The sequence below is a fragment of the Frankia sp. BMG5.60 genome, assembly GCF_059428125.1.
This window is the reverse complement of record NZ_CM182091.1, coordinates 304,804-321,420: the sequence shown is the minus strand read 5'-3', so window position 1 is coordinate 321,420 and position 16,617 is coordinate 304,804. Positions and strand designations below refer to the sequence as shown.

The 16,617-nt window shown below is 73.6% G+C and carries 14 protein-coding genes; 4 read left to right on the top strand and 10 right to left on the bottom strand.

The features are described 5' to 3' along the window. Positions 1 to 35 precede the first annotated feature (35 nt). Entirely contained in the window at positions 36 to 596 is a 561-nt protein-coding gene (locus tag AC5R91_RS01265; RefSeq protein WP_495395222.1) for a TetR/AcrR family transcriptional regulator, read from the bottom strand. 19 nt (positions 597 to 615) lie between these two features. Between AC5R91_RS01265 and AC5R91_RS01260 the strand changes: the two genes are divergently transcribed. Next, complete coding sequence (locus AC5R91_RS01260; protein ID WP_495395221.1) at positions 616 to 1,674, top strand: epoxide hydrolase family protein; 1,059 nt, start codon at positions 616 to 618, stop codon at positions 1,672 to 1,674. 62 nt (positions 1,675 to 1,736) lie between these two features. On the opposite strand, the gene AC5R91_RS01255 is transcribed toward AC5R91_RS01260, so the two are convergent. Together AC5R91_RS01255 and AC5R91_RS01250 are read right to left on the bottom strand one after the other, a co-directional pair. Beyond that, positions 1,737 to 2,795 carry a hypothetical protein gene (locus tag AC5R91_RS01255; protein WP_495395220.1) on the bottom strand — a complete coding sequence of 353 codons (1,059 nt, stop codon included), beginning with the start codon at positions 2,793 to 2,795 and terminating at the stop codon, positions 1,737 to 1,739. Positions 2,796 to 3,349: 554 nt separating this feature from the next. Beyond that, the gene (locus AC5R91_RS01250) at positions 3,350 to 4,606 is read right to left on the bottom strand and encodes an IS701 family transposase (protein ID WP_495392234.1); all 1,257 of its coding nucleotides are present in this window, start codon (positions 4,604 to 4,606) and stop codon (positions 3,350 to 3,352) included. Positions 4,607 to 5,057: 451 nt separating this feature from the next. Here AC5R91_RS01250 and AC5R91_RS01245 point away from each other — a divergent pair, with 451 nt between their 5' ends. Next, the gene (locus AC5R91_RS01245) at positions 5,058 to 5,621 is read left to right on the top strand and encodes a hypothetical protein (protein WP_495395218.1); all 564 of its coding nucleotides are present in this window, start codon (positions 5,058 to 5,060) and stop codon (positions 5,619 to 5,621) included. Between the two features lie 402 nt (positions 5,622 to 6,023). On the opposite strand, the gene AC5R91_RS01240 is transcribed toward AC5R91_RS01245, so the two are convergent. The 4 genes from AC5R91_RS01240 to AC5R91_RS01225 form a co-directional block, all read right to left on the bottom strand. Next, complete coding sequence (locus AC5R91_RS01240) at positions 6,024 to 6,359, bottom strand: hypothetical protein (RefSeq protein ID WP_495395217.1); 336 nt, start codon at positions 6,357 to 6,359, stop codon at positions 6,024 to 6,026. Positions 6,360 to 6,786: 427 nt separating this feature from the next. Next, positions 6,787 to 7,242, bottom strand: a complete 456-nt coding sequence (locus AC5R91_RS01235; protein ID WP_495395216.1) for a DUF6461 domain-containing protein — start codon at positions 7,240 to 7,242, stop codon at positions 6,787 to 6,789. A 177-nt stretch (positions 7,243 to 7,419) separates the two neighbouring features. Then, positions 7,420 to 9,126 carry a metallophosphoesterase gene (locus tag AC5R91_RS01230; protein WP_495395215.1) on the bottom strand — a complete coding sequence of 569 codons (1,707 nt, stop codon included), beginning with the start codon at positions 9,124 to 9,126 and terminating at the stop codon, positions 7,420 to 7,422. A gap of 155 nt (positions 9,127 to 9,281) precedes the next feature. After that, entirely contained in the window at positions 9,282 to 10,442 is a 1,161-nt protein-coding gene (locus tag AC5R91_RS01225) for a S1C family serine protease (protein ID WP_495395214.1), read from the bottom strand. A gap of 354 nt (positions 10,443 to 10,796) precedes the next feature. On the opposite strand from AC5R91_RS01225, the gene AC5R91_RS01220 reads away from it, so the two are divergent. Both AC5R91_RS01220 and AC5R91_RS01215 read left to right on the top strand, forming a co-directional pair. Then, positions 10,797 to 11,726, top strand: coding sequence for an LLM class F420-dependent oxidoreductase (locus AC5R91_RS01220; RefSeq protein ID WP_495395213.1), 930 nt, complete (start codon positions 10,797 to 10,799; stop codon positions 11,724 to 11,726). A gap of 367 nt (positions 11,727 to 12,093) precedes the next feature. Next, a complete protein-coding gene (locus AC5R91_RS01215) occupies positions 12,094 to 13,050 on the top strand; it encodes an FkbM family methyltransferase (protein ID WP_495395212.1) in 957 nt (318 codons plus the stop codon). Between the two features lie 541 nt (positions 13,051 to 13,591). Here AC5R91_RS01215 and AC5R91_RS01210 read toward each other — a convergent pair. The 3 genes from AC5R91_RS01210 to AC5R91_RS01200 all read right to left on the bottom strand — a co-directional run bounded on the left by AC5R91_RS01210 (position 13,592) and on the right by AC5R91_RS01200 (position 16,416). Beyond that, positions 13,592 to 14,464: an enoyl-CoA hydratase/isomerase family protein gene (locus tag AC5R91_RS01210; RefSeq protein ID WP_495395211.1), complete on the bottom strand. Its 873-nt coding sequence runs from the start codon at positions 14,462 to 14,464 to the stop codon at positions 13,592 to 13,594. Continuing rightward, positions 14,461 to 15,507: an LLM class F420-dependent oxidoreductase gene (locus tag AC5R91_RS01205; RefSeq protein ID WP_495395210.1), complete on the bottom strand. Its 1,047-nt coding sequence runs from the start codon at positions 15,505 to 15,507 to the stop codon at positions 14,461 to 14,463. The genes AC5R91_RS01210 and AC5R91_RS01205 overlap by 4 nt, the downstream gene beginning before the upstream one ends. Before the next feature lie 96 nt (positions 15,508 to 15,603). Next, complete coding sequence (locus AC5R91_RS01200; RefSeq protein WP_495395209.1) at positions 15,604 to 16,416, bottom strand: PaaX family transcriptional regulator; 813 nt, start codon at positions 16,414 to 16,416, stop codon at positions 15,604 to 15,606. Positions 16,417 to 16,617 lie beyond the last annotated feature (201 nt).

Below are 16,617 nucleotides of genomic sequence, written 5' to 3'. Positions count from 1 at the left end.
GCCGACCCTCCGCCGCGGTACGGCACTGTCGTGCATCACCCGTCGGCGAGGCGTTGGATGGTGGCGCCCAGCCAGGCCTGGAGAGCAACGGGGTCGCCGAGCTCGGAACGCAGGACCCGGCGGCGGGTCGAGACGCCCAGCACGAAGGCGTCGATCGCCTCGGCTCGGCTGCGGGCGTCCGCGTCGTCCAGGCCGCTGTCGCGCAGGTAGCGGTGCAGCGGCTCCAGCGAGTTCGTGTCGAGGAAGGCGGCCAGCGCCTCCGCCGCCTCCGGGCGTTCACCGGACGCGCGTTGCAGCACGAGCAGCGGATCCTCCCCGGGTGCACCGAACCAGCGCTGGACGATGCTCGCCGCGAGGCGCGAACCCAGCACGGAACGGTCGCCGTCGAGGGAGTGCGAGACCGGGATTTCCACCCGGGTCGCCGCCAGGAAAAGGCCGTCCTTGCCGCCGAAATAGCGCGTGATGAGGTTGGGCGACACGCCGGCCGCGTCGGCCACACTTTTGACCGTGATCGCCGCGTACCCGTGCTGGGCGAACTGGCGTTGCGCGTGTTCCAGGATCCGCTGCCTGGTGGCGGCCGCGTTGCGCAAGGTCATGTGTACGAGCATACACACCATGTGTACGCTGATACACATGAACGACGAGATGCGGGAACGACTCCAGCGGACGCGGCGCGTCACGACCCCGTGGAGTGACGACGGGACGCGCGGCATCAGCGGCGCCCACCTCGACGAACTGCTCGAACGCTGGGCGAACGGGTACGACTGGCGCGTGTACGAGCGCCGCATCGGCGAGTTCCCCTGGGCGACGGTGCAGGCGAGCGACACCGACCTGCGTGTGATCCACCAGCGGTCCGCGGATCCCGGCGCCCCGGTTGTCGTGCTGCTGCATGGCTGGCCGGACTCGGTGTTGCGGTTCGAGCGCGTCCTGCCCTTGCTCACGGACCTGCACGTGGTGGTGCCCGCGCTGCCGGGCTTCCCGTTCGCGGCCCCGCTCACCGTTCCCGGCATGTCGGCCAACCGGATCGCTGGGATCGTCGCGGATGCTCTGGATGAACTCGGTTACTCGCGGTACACGGTGTCCGGCGGCGACGTGGGTGGCACCGTCGCCGAAATCCTCGCGGCCGAACACCCGGACCGGGTGGCTGCCCTGCACCTCACGAACATTGCCCCGCAGCGTGCGCTCACGGCGAACCCGGCGACGCTCGCGCCCGACGCGGCGGCCTACCTGCGCCGCTCGGCGCAGTGGTTCCGGACCGACGGCGGGTACATCGCGCAGCAGTCGACGCGGCCGAACACGCTCGCCGTCGCCCTCGGCGACTCACCCGCCGGCCTCGCGGCGTGGATCATCGAGAAGCTGGAGTCCTGGTCCGACGAGTCGGCCTTCACCCCGGACGAGCTTCTCACCTGGGTCACCGCCTACTGGGTCACCGACACGATCGGCACCTCTTTCACCACCTATGTCGAACCGGTCACCCTCCCCGACCGGATCGACACGCCGACCGTCTTCTCCCTGTTCCCGCGCGACATCAAACCGGAGCCGCGAAGCTACGCCGAGGCGTTCCTGAACGTTTGCGATTATGTGGAACACCCTGCCGGCGGCCACTTCGCGGCCTGGGAGCAGCCCGAGGCTTACGCCGGCGACGTACACCGTGCGATCAAGCTGGGCGGCTGAAACGGGAGCTTGCGGATGCTCCACCCCTGCAACGCCGCGCCCGGACGCCGCGGATCAGGAACTCACTGACCTCCCGCGGGCGCCGAGCGATCCGGGTCCGCGTCGCCGCGTGCCGCGCCGTCGCGTGCCGCGACGGTGTCACCGCGGTCGGCGTCAGTCTCGGTGGTCCGGGAGAGGCCGGGGATCGCTATCCCGTTGCCCAGCGGGATCGACGCGGGCAGCGGAAGGTCGCGTCGGACCTGCCGGATCGTGCGCTCGGCGACGAGCAGCGTGAGGCTGACCTGACCGGACCCGGGGTGCGCCCTCGTCAACCGGCCCGCGCGCAGGGCGATGCTCACCTCCGCCAGCGCGAACTCGACGATCAGCCGGATCCTCGTCCTCGACAGCAGCAGCTCGCCGGCGAGGATGTCGGCCTCACGGCCGTACTCCACGGTCGAGGTGTGGGAGCCCAGGAGGAGCGTCTCGGTCGCCTGCGGGGACGCGGCGGAGCGGCGGGCCGCCTCCCGGACCACCGGCCACTCCGCCCACGCATCGATGATCATGCCGACCAGGTCTATGCGCAGGAACCGGAGGATCTCGGCGGCGAGCTCGCCGGCGACGCGAAGGATCACGCCCGGCGGGATCTGCGCCGCTCGAAGGGAATCGGTGACCTCGCTCAGCTCGGTCGCCAACTGACGCCCCAACCTCGCAACGCTCTGGCCGGCCGCGAACAGCATGCCGCCCGCCTGGAGCAGATCGAACGGCGCGGGCTCCCCGTCGGGCGTGGCCGGCGGCTCCGGCTGGGCGGCCTGGTCGTCGGACCGCTGGTCCGCTTGACCCGGCTCGGCGGCCTGGTCGGCCGGGCGCCCGGCCGGCTGGTCGCGCCCGGCGGCACCATCCCGTTCCGGCGGTTCACCCTGCTCCGCCGGCACCCTCCGATCCGCCGGCTCACCCCGATCCGCCGGTGAGCGCCGGCCGTCCGGCTGGGCGGCCGGTTGATCGGCGCCTGCTGGGCGCGCGCCGGGGCTCTCGTCGGTGGGCGGCGTCCGGCGGGGTGCGGGTGGCGCCGGAACCGCGTCCGCGGGGCCGCGGATGACGGGCAGTGGCTGGGTCGTGTCCGGATCCCCGGGGCTCGCGTTCATGGCCGCTCTCCTTCGCGGGTCCGGCATCGCATGGAGCGGACGGGGGTGAGGTCATGGGTTCGCAGGCAGACGGCGGGGCCGCCCGGGACGCCCTCGTCCGCGCCCACGACGACGACACGGGGTGTACCCGCGACGGACCAGCGCAGGCGGGGCGATGCCGCCGCCGCGTCCCCGGTCGCGGCGGGCGGGCGGGCCCGCACCGGGTCGCGGGAGCCGCCAATCACCAGCCGCACCGGCGCAGGCGGCGCCGCGGGGAGGACCCTGCGCACCGCGGCCGGCGGCGCCGCCGCCGGCCGCACCCACGGATCTGGCGACGTTCCACCGGCCGCGGCCGGCGTCAGGGCGCGCGTCCGCACCCGTACCGGCGGGCCTCCGCCGCGGCTCGGTGCCGGCTGACCGTCGGTCCGACGCACCACTAGTAGGACTTTGTTAGGTGACTCCGAGGAGTTGTGGCGATTTGCCCTGTGACGGGTCGTAGGGGCGGTGGCAGGTGCGGCAGGCGCCGGTCCAGACGTTGAGCAGGGTCTGGAGGCTACGGAGGACTCCGTAGAGGGTCAGGCCGGCGCAGGGGCTTTTGGGGTGCGGCGTAGCTGGGTGCACAGGGCTTGGGCGACGGAGACGAGGGTGACGTGGCGGTGCCAGCCGAGGAAGGAACGTCCTTCGTGGTGGTCGAGGCCGAGGCCGTCCTTGAGTTCGCGGTAGTCGTGTTCGATCCGCCAGCGGATCTTCGCGAGGCGTACCAGTTGGCGCAGGGGGATGTCGGCGGGCAGGGTCGAGAGCCAGTAGTCGGTGGGTTCGGTCTTGCCGGGGGGCCATTCGGCCAGCAGCCAGCATTCGGGCAGGCTGCGGTCGTCGGCGCGGGTGACCGACCGGCCGGCGGGGCGGACCCGCAGGGCCAGGAACCGCGACCGCATCGCCGCGGTCGGGTTGTTCGCGCTGTGGTGGGTGCCGTGCCGCCAGGTCACGGTGCGCAGCGCGGCCCGGCCGGCGGCCAGGGCGAGGTCCTTCAGGGTGGACGGCGGGTCCGGGTAGGCCGGGACCGGGCGGCGTCCGGTCCCGGAGTACGGCGGGGTCACCGGTGCGGCCGAGGCCAGGTGCGCGGTGGCGGTGGGGGTCACCCCGAGCACGTAGACCAGGTGCCGGTCGGTCAGGGCTTGGCGGAACTGCGCGGCGTCGCCGTACCCGGCATCAGCGACGACCGGCCGGGCGGGCACGCCCCAGCCGGCCAACTCGTCGAGCATGTCCAACGCCAGGCGCCACTTCTCTCGGTGCCGGACGTCGGCGGGGATCCCGGCCCGGGTCCGGCGAGCGCGGACCGCCGCGGCCTCGGTCGGATCATCGCAGCATGTGTCGTCCCAGCTGGCCGGCAGGAACAGTCGCCAGTCCAGCGCCGCCGACGCCCAGTCGGTGACCGCGTGCACGGACACCCCGATCTGGCAGTTCCCGACCTTGCCCAACGTCCCGGAGTACATCCGGGCCACTCCGGGCGAGGCGGGCCCGTCCTTCGGGAAACCGGTGTCGTCGACGACCAGCGCCTGCGGGGCCACGAAGTCCACCGCCCAGCCCGCCAGCCGGGCACGGACCTCACCATGCTCCCAGGTCGAGTTCCGCAGGAACTGCTGCAACCCCTGATGATCCACCCCGAGGCGCTCGGCCATCGGGACCAGGCTCTTGCGCTTCCCGTCCAGCATCAGCCCACGCAGATACGCCTCGCCCTTGGCCCGCTGGTCCTTACGCGGCAGGTCCGCGAACATCCGGGCCGCGAACTCCTCCACGACCGGACGCACCTGCTCCATCTCCTCCGGCGTCACAGCAGGCAGCGAACCAGGCGAAGATCCCAACAGCCAAACCAGACGATCAAAGACCTAACAAAGTCCTACTAGGCGCACCGCGGGATAAGGGGGAAGCCGGCTGGGTGGAGGCGACGGCCTGATCGGTGGCGACCGTCGCGGGGGCGGCTGCGCCGCTGCGGGGCGTGCCGACGGGCCCGGCGCCCTACCGACCGGCGCCCTGCCAACAGGCGCCCTGTCGACCGGCGCCCTGGCCGCTGGCGCCCTGGCCGCTGGCCCGCTGGCTGCTGGCCCGCTGGCTGCTGGCACCCTGTCGACCGGCGCTGGACGGACCGGTGGGCCGCCGACCGGGACCGGTTGCGCGCGCCCGGTCAACCGCCGCCGTCGCGCCAGGGGCACCACGATCGCCAGTCCGACCACGCCGCCGGCCACGCCCAGGATCGCCCGCCCTGCCACGGGGAGGCCGCCGTCGGTGGGCGGATCCTGCACCGAGACGACGGCGGGCGGGACGTCCTGCACCGGTCGTGGGCTGGGCACGGCGCACAGACCGTCCTGCCCTCGACTCGTCCCGTCCGGGCAGCGGGCCGGAACCCGCGCGCACGCCCCGGAAGCCGTGCGGACGAGGCCGGCGGGGCACCCCGCCCTCACCGGCTCGCAGAGCCCCGCCGCGGTCCGGATGGTGCCGGTGGGGCAGGTGGACACCGTTTCCACGCAGACGCCGCCGATCGTCCAGGCCGTGCGCTCGGGGCAGGCCGACCCGGTGCACAGCTCGCCGTCCAGCGCGGTCCCGGCGGGGCAGCGCGCCGTCCGCCCGGCCGGACAGCGGCCCCCTGACCTGGAGAGGCTGCCATCGGGGCAGGACCACGACGGCGACACGGCGCAGCGATCCGGCGGCTCGACGGTCCCCCGCGGGCAGGACGGGGTCGCGTCGCCGGCGACGCAGGACGTGGTGCCGGCCGGCGCGTCCCGGCCGGCGCAGCGGACCTGCACCGGGACGACGCACCGGTCGAGGTCGTCGATGTCGGCCCGGTCGTAGCCGTCCGGGCAGCCCAGCGTCGGCGGGGTCACGCAGCGGTCCGAGGAGTCGGGGCGCACGCCGTCCGGGCAGCTCGCCGTCGCCCTGGTCACGCAGCCCGCCGAGGTGGGCGCGGCACCCGTCCCCGGACAGGCGGCCGTCGCCGCATAGGTCGGCGCATAGGTCGGCGCGACGACGCAACTTCCGTCGGACGTCCCCCCACCGTCGCGCGTCCCGACGCCGTCGCGCGTCCCTCCGTCCTGCGCGAGCGTGAGACCGACCGGCCCAGCGGTACTCGGGCGCGCGTTCGCCTGCGGCGGCGAGGGTGGGCAGGTCGTCTGGGAGCGCACGCAGGTCGCGCCGGACCGGGTGTCGCCGTCGCGGCAGGTGTAGTCCGGCTCGCGGGTGCAGGTCGTGCCGTCCCTACTCGCGCCGGTGGGACACGTCCACGTCGGGTCGTGCGTGCATTCTCCGGTGCCGTCTCCGCGCCGGTTCCAGCCCTCGGGGCAGGTCGCCGTGGCCGCCACGAAGCAGCTGTCCCCGGATCGGTCCCAGCCCCGCGGACAGGTCCGCTCGGCTGGCGTCTCGCACCCGCCGGCACGCCGCGTCGCGCCCGACGGGCAGGTGAACTCGGCGGCGGTCGAGCACCGGCCGGCAGTCGAGGTCCAGCCGGTCGGGCAGGACGGCGTCGCCGCGGCCGTGCACCCGCCCGCGGTCCGCGAGCCGCCCGCGCAGGCCACGGTCGGTGCCGCGCTGCACCTGCCGGTCGAGCGGACGAGGCTCGACCCGGGCGGACAGCGAGACGCCGCCGTGGACGCGCCGGGGCCCGCGGCGGCGAGACCCACCGGATGGGCTGCCGCACCGGCGCCGCTGCCCACCGCACCGGTGACGCTGAGGGCAGCGGACGCCCGCGAGCCGTCCGGCGCCGCCATCAGGACGACGGCGCACGCCGCGGCCAGCACGATGACGCGAAGAAATGTCGCCGACAACCAGCCGGCGGGAACGCCGAACCCGCGCATCATGCCTCACGCTTCCCCCGTCGGCATCTCGGCCCGGCGCCTCCCGCGAGCGCGGACCGATACAAGTGTCTCCCATGGTCACCCGCGAGCAGACATTTACGTGAAAAGGCCCGGGGAATCCGTCGATTTTTATCTTCCCGACAAACTCCCGTCGCGAAAGGCGGCCGTCACCCGCCGCTCATTCGGTGGGCGAGGTCGTCGGTCCAGAGCCGGTCCAGATCGTCGGGCCGCAGCTCATATCCGGTGAACCGTTCGACGACGAGCAGGCCCTTGGCGACCCGGTTCCGCCAGCTCGTCAGGTCGACGCCAGCCAGGTAGTCCGCCACCTCAGGGCCGGCCGGGTAGTACTCGTCCAGCTCCCCCGCCGCGAGGATGTCGCCGTCGCGTGCCAGCGTCAGCCGGGTGACGGCGTTGACGTTCCAGAACATGCTCGCCGCCGGGCCGAGCCGGGACAGCGCGCGCATGGTCGCCGGGCCACTGCCGACGAAATCGTTGTCCTCGGCCACCACGACCACGCCGGCCTCGGGCACGGCGAGGGCCGCCATCCAGCGGGCGAAGCCCGGTAGATCGGCCAGGGAGGCCAGCGATCGCTGGTGCGCCGGATCGGCACCGAAGGCGCGCACCACGTCGTCGCGGTCGGCGCCACCTGGTCGTGGGCGTGCACGACAGGCGCGGAGAGAGACTGGGCGTCACCCGTGGGTACTCGATCCGCGGAGACGGACCGGCGACGCCGCGGGCAGCCGTCCGCCGCCCGGACCGACGAGGGCCGGTCCGGGCGGCGGCCGGGTGCGCCACCGCCGTCAGCGGTGACGGGGGACGGGGCGCTTCAGGACGACGCGGTCGAACTCGGTGCCGTGCTCGTCGACGCCGCACACGGTCAGCGTGGACGCGCCGCCGGGCTGCCCCGGCGCCGAGTCGACGGACACGAACGCGTAGTTGTCGAAGCGGGTCCGCGACCAGGAGATCGCCTCGGGGGTCTTCGTGCCGTCGGGCGACCAGACGTAGCTGTTCGGCACGATGTTCGATCCCGCCGGGGCCGGCTTGCCGCGGTAGTTCTCCACCTCACCGGTCTGGAACTGGTAGCGCGGCCGGCCGGCGCTGCCCGCGGTGATGTAGATGGTGCCGTCCTTGGCCGGCTCGATGGTCGAGCCGTCGGGCGCCTCGCGGGTCGGGGCGTTGCCGCGGATCGGGTCGGTGCGCTCGTAGAGGTGGTTGTGCCCCTGGAGTACCAGGTCGACCTGGTACTTGTCGAACAGGGCAGCCCACGCGCCGCGGACTCCGCCGTCGCTGGCGTGCTGCGACGTCGTCGAGTAGGCGCAGTGGTGGAAGAAGCAGACGATGAAGTCGATGTCCGGGTCCTCGCGGTAGCCCTTGAGCGTCCGCTCCACCCAGGACGTCTGCGCGCCGCCGGAGTAGCCGGTGTTCGTCTTGATCTCGAAGCTGACGTCGTTGGCGTCCAGCGAGAGCACCGCGACGTTGCCGTAAACGAACGAGTACACGCTCGGGCAGCCCTTGGGCCCGTCGCCGGGAAGGTCCAGGCGGGCGGCGTGGCCGCCGTAGCCGTGCGGCGAGTACAGCGCCTCCATGTCGTGGTTGCCGGTGGCGAACATCCACGGGCTACGGGCGCTGGAAAGCTCGATGTCGGCCAGGTAGACGTCCCAGACCGTCGGGTCGTAGTTGTCGAAGCCCGCCGGCGGCTGGCCGGTGGTGGTCCGCTGCGGCGGCTTGCCCGCGCCGGACGGGTCGGCGTAGCAGATGTCGCCGGCGAGCAGGTGGAACGCCGGGTCCTGGCGGGCGATCGCCGCGGTGATCGCGGAGGCGTGGGCGACGGTCGGCTCGTTGTCCGGCTTGTAGTAGTCGTCGTCGAAGACGCCCTTCGGGTCACCCGGCGGGGTGGTGTTCGACCCGTGGTCGCCCATCATCGTGAACCGGAACGGCCCGCCGTGGCGGCCCTTCGCGTGCCCGGTGCGCACCGCCTGCACCGGGGTCGTCGCGCCGCCGGGAATGCGGAACCGGTAGTAGTACTCCCGGCCCGGGGCGAGGCGGTCGAACGCCGCGTGCACGTAGAACTGCTCGACGCTCAGGATCGACCCGTCGACCTGCGGCACCTGGGACAGCAGCGGCCGGACCTCGGCCTCCACCGTGCCGCCGAGATGGGGGGTCGGGCCGATGTCGACGAGGATCCGGCCTCGGCCGGGGTTGCGCGTCAACTGCGCGGCCAGGCGGAGCTGACGCGCCGGGTCGATGCCGAACGCGGTGTGCCGGCCGCCGACCAGCAGGGGACTGTCCGCCGCGGTGGCGGCGTAGGCGGCCCGGCCGAACGGGGTGGTACCCAGCGTCGCGGCGCCCGCGCCCGCCAGGCCGCCGAGGAGCATGCCGCGGCGGCTCACCGGCCGGCGGCGCAGAAAGGTCTGGAGCCACTCGTGCTGCTCCGCGATGGTCATGTCCTGGGCGATGTTCGCCGGAACGCCGGAAGCGACCACTTCGTTGGGAGGACTCACTGGCATGGCGCTGAACGTAGGCCCGCCGTCTGCGGAGCACCCCAACGGCAAGATGGCCGCGGGTCGAAATATGCGTAAACACGTCGGCCGTCCACGCAGGCCGTCGGCGCATTTCCCGGCCCTCGATTTCCGGCCGGGCGGTTGTCGCCGGTCACCTCACGTCACGTTGGACGGTCGGTGACGGTTACTTTCAGCTTCACGTTCCTGCCGTCGCGGTTGACGGTCAGGGTGACCGTCTGTCCCGGATCGACGGTCCGCAGCTCGGCCGAGAAGTCCTCGACGGAGGTGACCGCCCGGCCGTCGAACGAACGGATGACGTCACCGGGCTGGATGCCGGCCCGTGCCGCGGGACCGCCGCCGACCACTCCGATCACCAGCGCACCGCTGTGGACGGTCAGGCCGAGCTGGTCGGCGATCTGCGGGGTGAGGGTGACGGACTGGATCCCGATGAACGCGTGCCGCACGGAACCGGTGCGCAGGAGCTGGTCGACGGCGTCGACGACGGTCGCCGACGGGATCGCGAACCCGAGCGAGACCGCGCCGCTCTGCGGCGGCACGTACGCCTCGGTGACGCCGACGACCCGGCCCTCGGCGTCCAGCAGCGGACCGCCGGAGTTCCCCGGCGAGATCGCCGCGTCGGTCTGGATGAGGTCGACCCGCGGGCCGGCCGCCGCGGCCTGCCCGCCCCCGCCGGACCCGCCCTGCCCGCCGTCCCCGCCCTGACCGCCCTGGCCACCCTGACCGCCCTGGCCACCCTGACCGCCGTCCCCGCCGCCCTGGCCCCCTGGGCCGCCTGGGCCGCCCTGGCCGTCGACGCCGGGGAGAGTGCGGTTGAGGCCCGAGATGATCCCGGCGGTGACGCTGTTCTCCAGGCCGAGGGGGCTGCCGATGGCGATCGCGAGCTCACCGAGCCGGGGCTGCTGCTCGCGGAACCTCGCCGCCGGCAGCCCGGTGCGCTCGACCTTCACCACGGCGAGGTCGCTGACGGCGTCGGCGGCCTGCACCTTGCCCGGCACGCGCCGCCCGTCCGCGAAGGCGACCTCGACCGCCCCGCCGGCGGCCGAGGCCACGACGTGCTGGTTGGTGACGATGACGCCGTCGGAGCGGTAGACGATCCCGCTGCCGAGCCCGTCGCCCACGAGGATGGTGACCACGGAGGGCTCCACCTCGGCCACGACGTCCGGCACCACGGACAGCGCCCCCGCGGCGGCCGGCGGCTGACCCCTGGCCGGCGGCGCGCCCCTGGCCGGCGGCACGCTGGAGCGCCCGCCGTGCCCGACAAAGGCGATGAGGGCGACGAGCACCACGATCACGGCCCCCACCCGCGACCACGCTCTGCGCACGACCCGATACACGTCAGCGGCATACCCACTCGCCGAATCCCCTGCACCCCGCGCGGCGAACGCCTGGCGAGCAACGGCGCGCAGCGGACGTTTCGTGCCGGTCTCCGCGGCCCATTCACGAGCCGCCCACGACCGGCGACCGGCGCGCAGAACGGTCTGACCTTGACCATATTCGGCGGGCCGGGAAGGCTCGGTGACGTCAACACGTCGAACGTCCGGGGCTCGGCATCCGACAGGTGCACGGCGGCGCCGCGGCGCGGGGTCGGCGACGGGCCGCGCCGCAGCCCCCCGCGCCGGGCGGGTGACCGGCGACCGCCAGCGGAGGTCAGCGTCATGAAGTACGTCGCGGAGTTAGTGCTCGACGCGGGATGCCGGCCCGGGGCCTTCTCGGCCCGCCGGCTCGCGCGGATCGCGCGGCGCATCGAGGAGGCGGGCTACGACGCCATCGCCGTCAACGATCACCTCGCCCCCTCCCGCAAGTGGTACGAGGCCGGCGGCCACGACGCCTACGAGCCGTTCGGGCTGATGGCCTACCTGGCCGCCGTCACCGAACGGGTGCGGCTGATGACGTTCGCCGTCGTCGTCCCGCACCGCAACCCGTTCGCGCTGGCCAAGTCGGTGGCCACCACCGACGCCCTGTCCGACGGCCGGCTCGACCTCGGGGTCGCCGTCGGCTACCTGCGCTCGGAGTTCCTGGCCCTCGGCGCGGACTTCGACGAACGCAACGAGCTGTTCGACGAGGCGCTTGCCGTGCTGCGCGGGGCGTGGACGGCGAGCAGCGTCTCGGCGCGGGGCCGGCACTTCGACGGTCTCGACCAGGTGCTCGCCCCCGCCCCCGTGCAGTTGCCGCACCCGCCGCTGTGGATCGCCGGCAACAGCGCCCGCGCCCGGCGCCGGGCGGCCGCCTGGGGGCAGGGGTGGGCCCCGCTGTCCATCGACGAGCTCGGCGCCCGCACGATCCGGTCGGTGTCGATCCCGACCGTCGACGACCTGCGCCGGGCCGCGCGCACGCTGCGCGCCGACACGGTCGTCGCCGGGCGGGACCCGGCCGAGGTCGGCCTGTGGGCGACCACGAGCGAGAGCGCCGCCGCCGGCCACGGCGAGCTCGACCCCAGCGCGCACCTCGACCACCTCGTCGAGCTCGCCGACCTCGGCGCCAGCCATTTCACGGCGACGTTCCACCTCGACGACACCGACGGCGCCGAGCGCGCCGTCGACAGCTACGCCGAGCACGTCCTCGCCGCCGCCGGACTCCCCCGCTGACCACGGCTCCCCCGCTGACCACGGCGCTCCTCCGCTGACCACGGCGCTCCCCCGGGGCCGGGCCCATCGCCGACGCCGGGGCATTTCCGTTCTCTCTCGCAACGGTCGAATTTTGCAAAACAGCAAGCCGGACGATTCACCGGAATGGGCCCTCCGGAATGACTGTGATCTGAATCACAGTCTCGATAACACGGGACGTATCGATCCGTTCGCCCTAGTCTGCCCGTGTCATTGATTCCGTCGCCCGTCCACGTGGCCGCGACGGGCTTTCACCGATCCGCGTGGGTGGCGCCGATTCACGTGGACGGCAGCGATTCACGTGGACGGCACGATTCGCGTGGACGGCGCCGATTTACGGGGGTGGACAGTGTCGGGACCGGAGCTGGCGAACCGCATTGCCGGGAGGGCCAAGGCCACGCTGCGGCAGAACAAGCGGCTGCGGGGCGGGGTCGTCGCGGCGAAGGACGCACTGTGGCAGGCCCGGGTCTCGCTGGACGCGGCCCGCCGCGGGGCGGTCGTCGTCGAGGACGAGTACGGCATCACCCTGCTGGTCCCCGCCGACGAACGGGCCCACCTGCGCTCGCTCATGCGCCGCCCGGGGGACCGGCCGGCGTTCGCCCTGATGGACCGGCTGCTCAGCGCCGGCGACGTGGTGTTCGACGTGGGCGCCAACATCGGCGTCTACAGCGTGCACGCCCGGCGGCGCACCGACGCGAGCGGCCGGGTGTACGCCTTCGAGGCGGTGCCCGCGACCGCCGACCGGCTCGTCCAGACCCTCGCGCTCAACCGCTCCGCGGACGTCACGGTCGTGCGCGCCGCCGTCACCGACACCCCGGGCACGGCGACGATGAACGTGTTCCCCGACCCCGCGTCCGGGTGGAACTCGCTCGGCAGCCACCCGATGTTCACCTACGACGGCACGGCGATCCGGCCGAGTGAGGTCGTCGAGGTCCCGGCCGTGACCCTCGACGGGTTCGCCGAGCGGGAGGGGATCGAGCGGGTGGCGCTGTGCAAGGTCGACGTCGAGGGCTTCGAGCGCCAGGTCTTCGCCGGCGCTGCCGGGCTGCTGGCGCAGCGTCGCATCGGCGTCGTCTGCTTCGAGATCAGCGAGGACCCGCTCGTCGGGGAGGGCGGCACTCCGTCGGAGGTCTTCGACGCGCTCGACCGCCACGGTTACCGGACCTTCCGCCACGACGAGGCGAGCGACACCCTCGTCGGCCCGATCGACCCGGCCGTCGAGGACAACCGCCTCACCGCCGAGCCCGTCCGTCCCTACGTCGCGAATTACTTCTCCACCGCGGACGAGGCACTGCTGAACGCATGACGACCCGCCGCCGGCACTGACACCACACCCCATTCCCCCGCCGCCAGGGCACCGCCAACACACGTGCGACGCCAAAGGCACGAGCCCCGTCTCTCGCGCCTTCCGGACATGACGCCCCCGCGCGGCGGTGTCCGGCCTTGTCCGAGGATGTCGCCGCATCTCGCCGCGAGACCGCCGACGGACAACAGTTGTCCCGTGTCCATTCTTCGCGCGGGCAGCGCCGCCCCGCTGCGGCGAGCCGCCGACGCCTACCTTCGCGCGCGCCGCGACGCCGAGCGCAGGCAGGCGGTCGTGGCGCTGCTGCACCTGCTGGCGCAGCGCCAGGACCTGCTCGGCGCGGTGCTGCCCGCCGCGGACGCCGACGACGTCGCCCGGATCGCCCTTGACGTCACCCGCCGCAACGCCCGCCGCCACCGCGAGCTGGGATGCCGCGTCGACGGCCTCGACCTGGTCTTCTGGTGGTGCTCCACGGCGATCGAGGTGATCGACCAGCTCCTCGCCGGTGCCGGTCGCGCGGGCTGCGGCGACGCGCGACGGAGGGTCAGGAGTCGGTCCAGCGGGGCTCGCGTCGTTCGAGGAAGGCGGCCACCGCCTCCGGGTTGTCCGCGGTGGTGGAGGCGAGGACCTGGGTGCGGTTCTCCAGGTTGATCGCCGCGTCCAGGCCGGGGATCTCCAGCGTCGACCACATCACCTGCTTGGTCATGTAGACGCCGAACGGCGAGTTGGCACGGATGAGCCGCGCGGTCTCCAGCGCGCGCTCCAGCAGCGCGTCGTCGGGCACGACGTCGACGACGAGGCCGATGCGCAGCGCCTCCTCGGCGTCGATGATCCGGCCGGTGAGCAGCAGCTCGTGCGCCCGCCCGACGCCGACGACCCGGTTGAGCAGCCAGCCGGTGCCCATGTCGCAGCCGGACAGCCCGACCCGGGCGAACGCCGCGGAGAAGCGCGCCGACGCGGCGGCGAGGCGAACGTCGCAGCCGAGCGTGAACGCCAGGCCGCCGCCGGTCGCCGGCCCGTTGACCGCCGCGATCACCGGCTTGGACAGCGCCCGCAGCCGGCTCGTCGTCCGCGAGTACTGCTCCTGGATCTGGAAGGTGCCGACGGGGCCGGGCCGCGGCTCGAACGGCTCCGGGATGTCCGGATCCCCGCCGCGCAGATCGGCGCCGGCGCAGAAGCCGCGGCCCGCGCCGGTCAGGATCACCGCCCGGCAGGATCGGTCCGCGTCGACCTCGTCGAGGCGGCGGTGCAGCGCATCGACGAGCGCCGGGGTGATGGCGTTGAGCCAGGCCGGCCGGTTGAGCCGCAGTAGCTGCACGCCGTCCTCGACGACCTCCCGCTGCACCAGGTCCGCCCCGGCCTCGCCGTCCACCGCGCCGTCCACCGCGCCGTCCACCGCGCCGCCAGGCGCGCTCACAGCGCCGCGCCGCTGGTCGCCGGATCGGCGCCGAGGGCGGGGACGGCGCGGATGGCACTGACCATCTCGCGGACCTCGTCGGCGCCGAGCGACGGCGGCGGCGTGAACGACAGCCGCGTCGCCAGGCCGGCGAAACGCTCGGCGAAGCGGGCGGGGACCTCGGCGGGTGGGGCGACGACGGCGAACGCCTCGACGACGTCGTCGTCGATCAGCGTGGCCATCTCCGCCCACCGGTTCTGCTTCGACAACACCGTCAGCTCGGCCCCGAGGTCACCCCAGCCGTGCAGGTCCAGCACCGGGCGGTAGGCGGGCGTCGAGCCGTAGAAGGAGATCTGCCCGCGGATCGTCGCCAGGCCCTCGACGATCTCCTGTTCGGTTCCGGTGGCGAGGAAGGCGCCGGCGACGACGTCGAAGCCGGCCAGGTCGAGCCCGGCGCGGCGGCGGCCCTCGGCCAGTGCCGGCAGGGTGTGCTCGCGGATCCAGCGCGCGGTGGTGAAGCCGTGGCAGAGGAAACCGTCGGCGACCTCGCCGGCGACCCGGGTCATCACGTCACCGACGCCGGCCAGCAGCACCCGCGGCGGCCCGTAGGCGTGCGGCGCCGGGACGAACGTCGGCGGCATCAGGGTGTGCCGGTAGTACTCGCCCTCGAACGACAGCGGCGTCCCATCCGCCCAGCTCGACCACGCGGCCCGCATCGCCAGGATGAACTCGCGCATCTGCGGTCCAGGGCGGCCCCACGGCATCGAGAACCGCCGGGTGATGTGCGCCTTGACCTGGGACCCCAGTCCCAGCACGAACCGGCCGCCGGAGAATCGCTGCAGGTCGTGCGCGGTGTAGGCCAGCGACATCGGCGAGCGGGAGAGCGCCACCGCGATGGACGTGCCCAGCTCGATCGTCGACGTGGCGTCGGCGGCGAGCGTCAGCGGCAGGAACGGATCCTGGTTGACCTCGGACGCCCACACACCGTCGTAGCCGGCCTCCTGCGCCGCGAGGGCGTTGCGCGTCGCCTGCTCCAGCGTGCCCAGGGCCCCGTCGATCTTCATACGCATCCTTCCGCGGCGCGCGCCCGGCGGCCACTCGGCGGCGGCCGTCCGTCGACAGGGAAGCTAACAGAACCGGTCCGCTGCGGCCATCGGTTGTTATCTGTCGATGCCGAGCACCTGGCGGACCTGTGCGGTCGCGTGCCCGTCGAGGCCGCCGTGGGCGGTCGCGTAGGTCTCGACGACCTGTTCACGCAGGGCGCGGGCGTCGGCCGGCAGGAACTCGGGCGGCAGCTCCGGGTCCCGGTAGACGAGTTCGCGGTAGTCGTGGGTGAGCCGCATCCACCACAGCAGGGCCTCCGACGCAGTCAGGGCGTCGCGGGAGCCGGCGGCGCGCAGCGGAGCGAAGCGGGCGACGAACGCACTGTAACGCTGGGTGAGCGAACCGAGATCCCAGCAGCGGTGCAGGATCGCGTCGACGTCGGCGAGCGCCGAGGGACGGCCGACGAACACGTCGACCAGACCGGCCAGGTCGAGCGACTCGACCAGATCCTTGACCTCGTCCTCGCAGGCCCGCGCGGCGACCCAGGTCGTCTCCCGCAGCCGGCCGAAGCCGAGGTAGGCCAGCGCGCTCTTCATCCGCCGCCGGGTCGAGCGCAGCTCGTCGGGCACCGAGGCGAGCACGATCGTCCACGAGCCGTCCCAGCCCACCGACCGGCCGAAGCTCTCCACCCGGCCGCCGACCGAGGTGACCGTCTCGGCCATCTGCCGGCCCAGCCGGTAGCTGGTCTGGCGGCCGTCGCGGCGGCGTTCGAGCGAGCCGTCCGCGCACAGCCGCGACAACCCCACCCGGGTCGCTCCCGCCGCGTAGCCCGCGGTGGCGAGCAGGTCGACGAGGCCCGCGCCGGACGCGAACGGGCGCGCCGGCAGCGCGGTACCGATCAGCAGCGGCACCCAGCTCTGCGCCGACACGCCCGGAAACTCACCGGCCGCCATCACCGGAGTGTAACGACGCCGGTCCCGCCGCCCGCCCACACAGCCACGACCCGAGACCGGCCACACCCCCGCCCCGGGATGGGGCCGACGCCCGCGGCAGAGCGGACCGATTGACGCGCGGGCACGGGCGCGCCTAGAACACCGGACATGAACCGCATTCGACGTCACGCCCGACGA

Excerpts from the sequence above, each read along its gene's own strand:
- AC5R91_RS01260 (WP_495395221.1), top strand. The coding sequence starts at position 616 with ATGTGTACGCTGATACACATGAACGACGAGATGCGGGAACGACTCCAG.
- AC5R91_RS01205 (WP_495395210.1), bottom strand. The coding sequence starts at position 15,507 with ATGAAGATCGACGGGGCCCTGGGCACGCTGGAGCAGGCGACGCGCAAC.
- AC5R91_RS01230 (WP_495395215.1), bottom strand. The coding sequence starts at position 9,126 with ATGCCAGTGAGTCCTCCCAACGAAGTGGTCGCTTCCGGCGTTCCGGCG.
- AC5R91_RS01255 (WP_495395220.1), bottom strand. The coding sequence starts at position 2,795 with ATGAACGCGAGCCCCGGGGATCCGGACACGACCCAGCCACTGCCCGTC.
- AC5R91_RS01220 (WP_495395213.1), top strand. The coding sequence starts at position 10,797 with ATGAAGTACGTCGCGGAGTTAGTGCTCGACGCGGGATGCCGGCCCGGG.
- AC5R91_RS01265 (WP_495395222.1), bottom strand. The coding sequence starts at position 596 with ATGACCTTGCGCAACGCGGCCGCCACCAGGCAGCGGATCCTGGAACAC.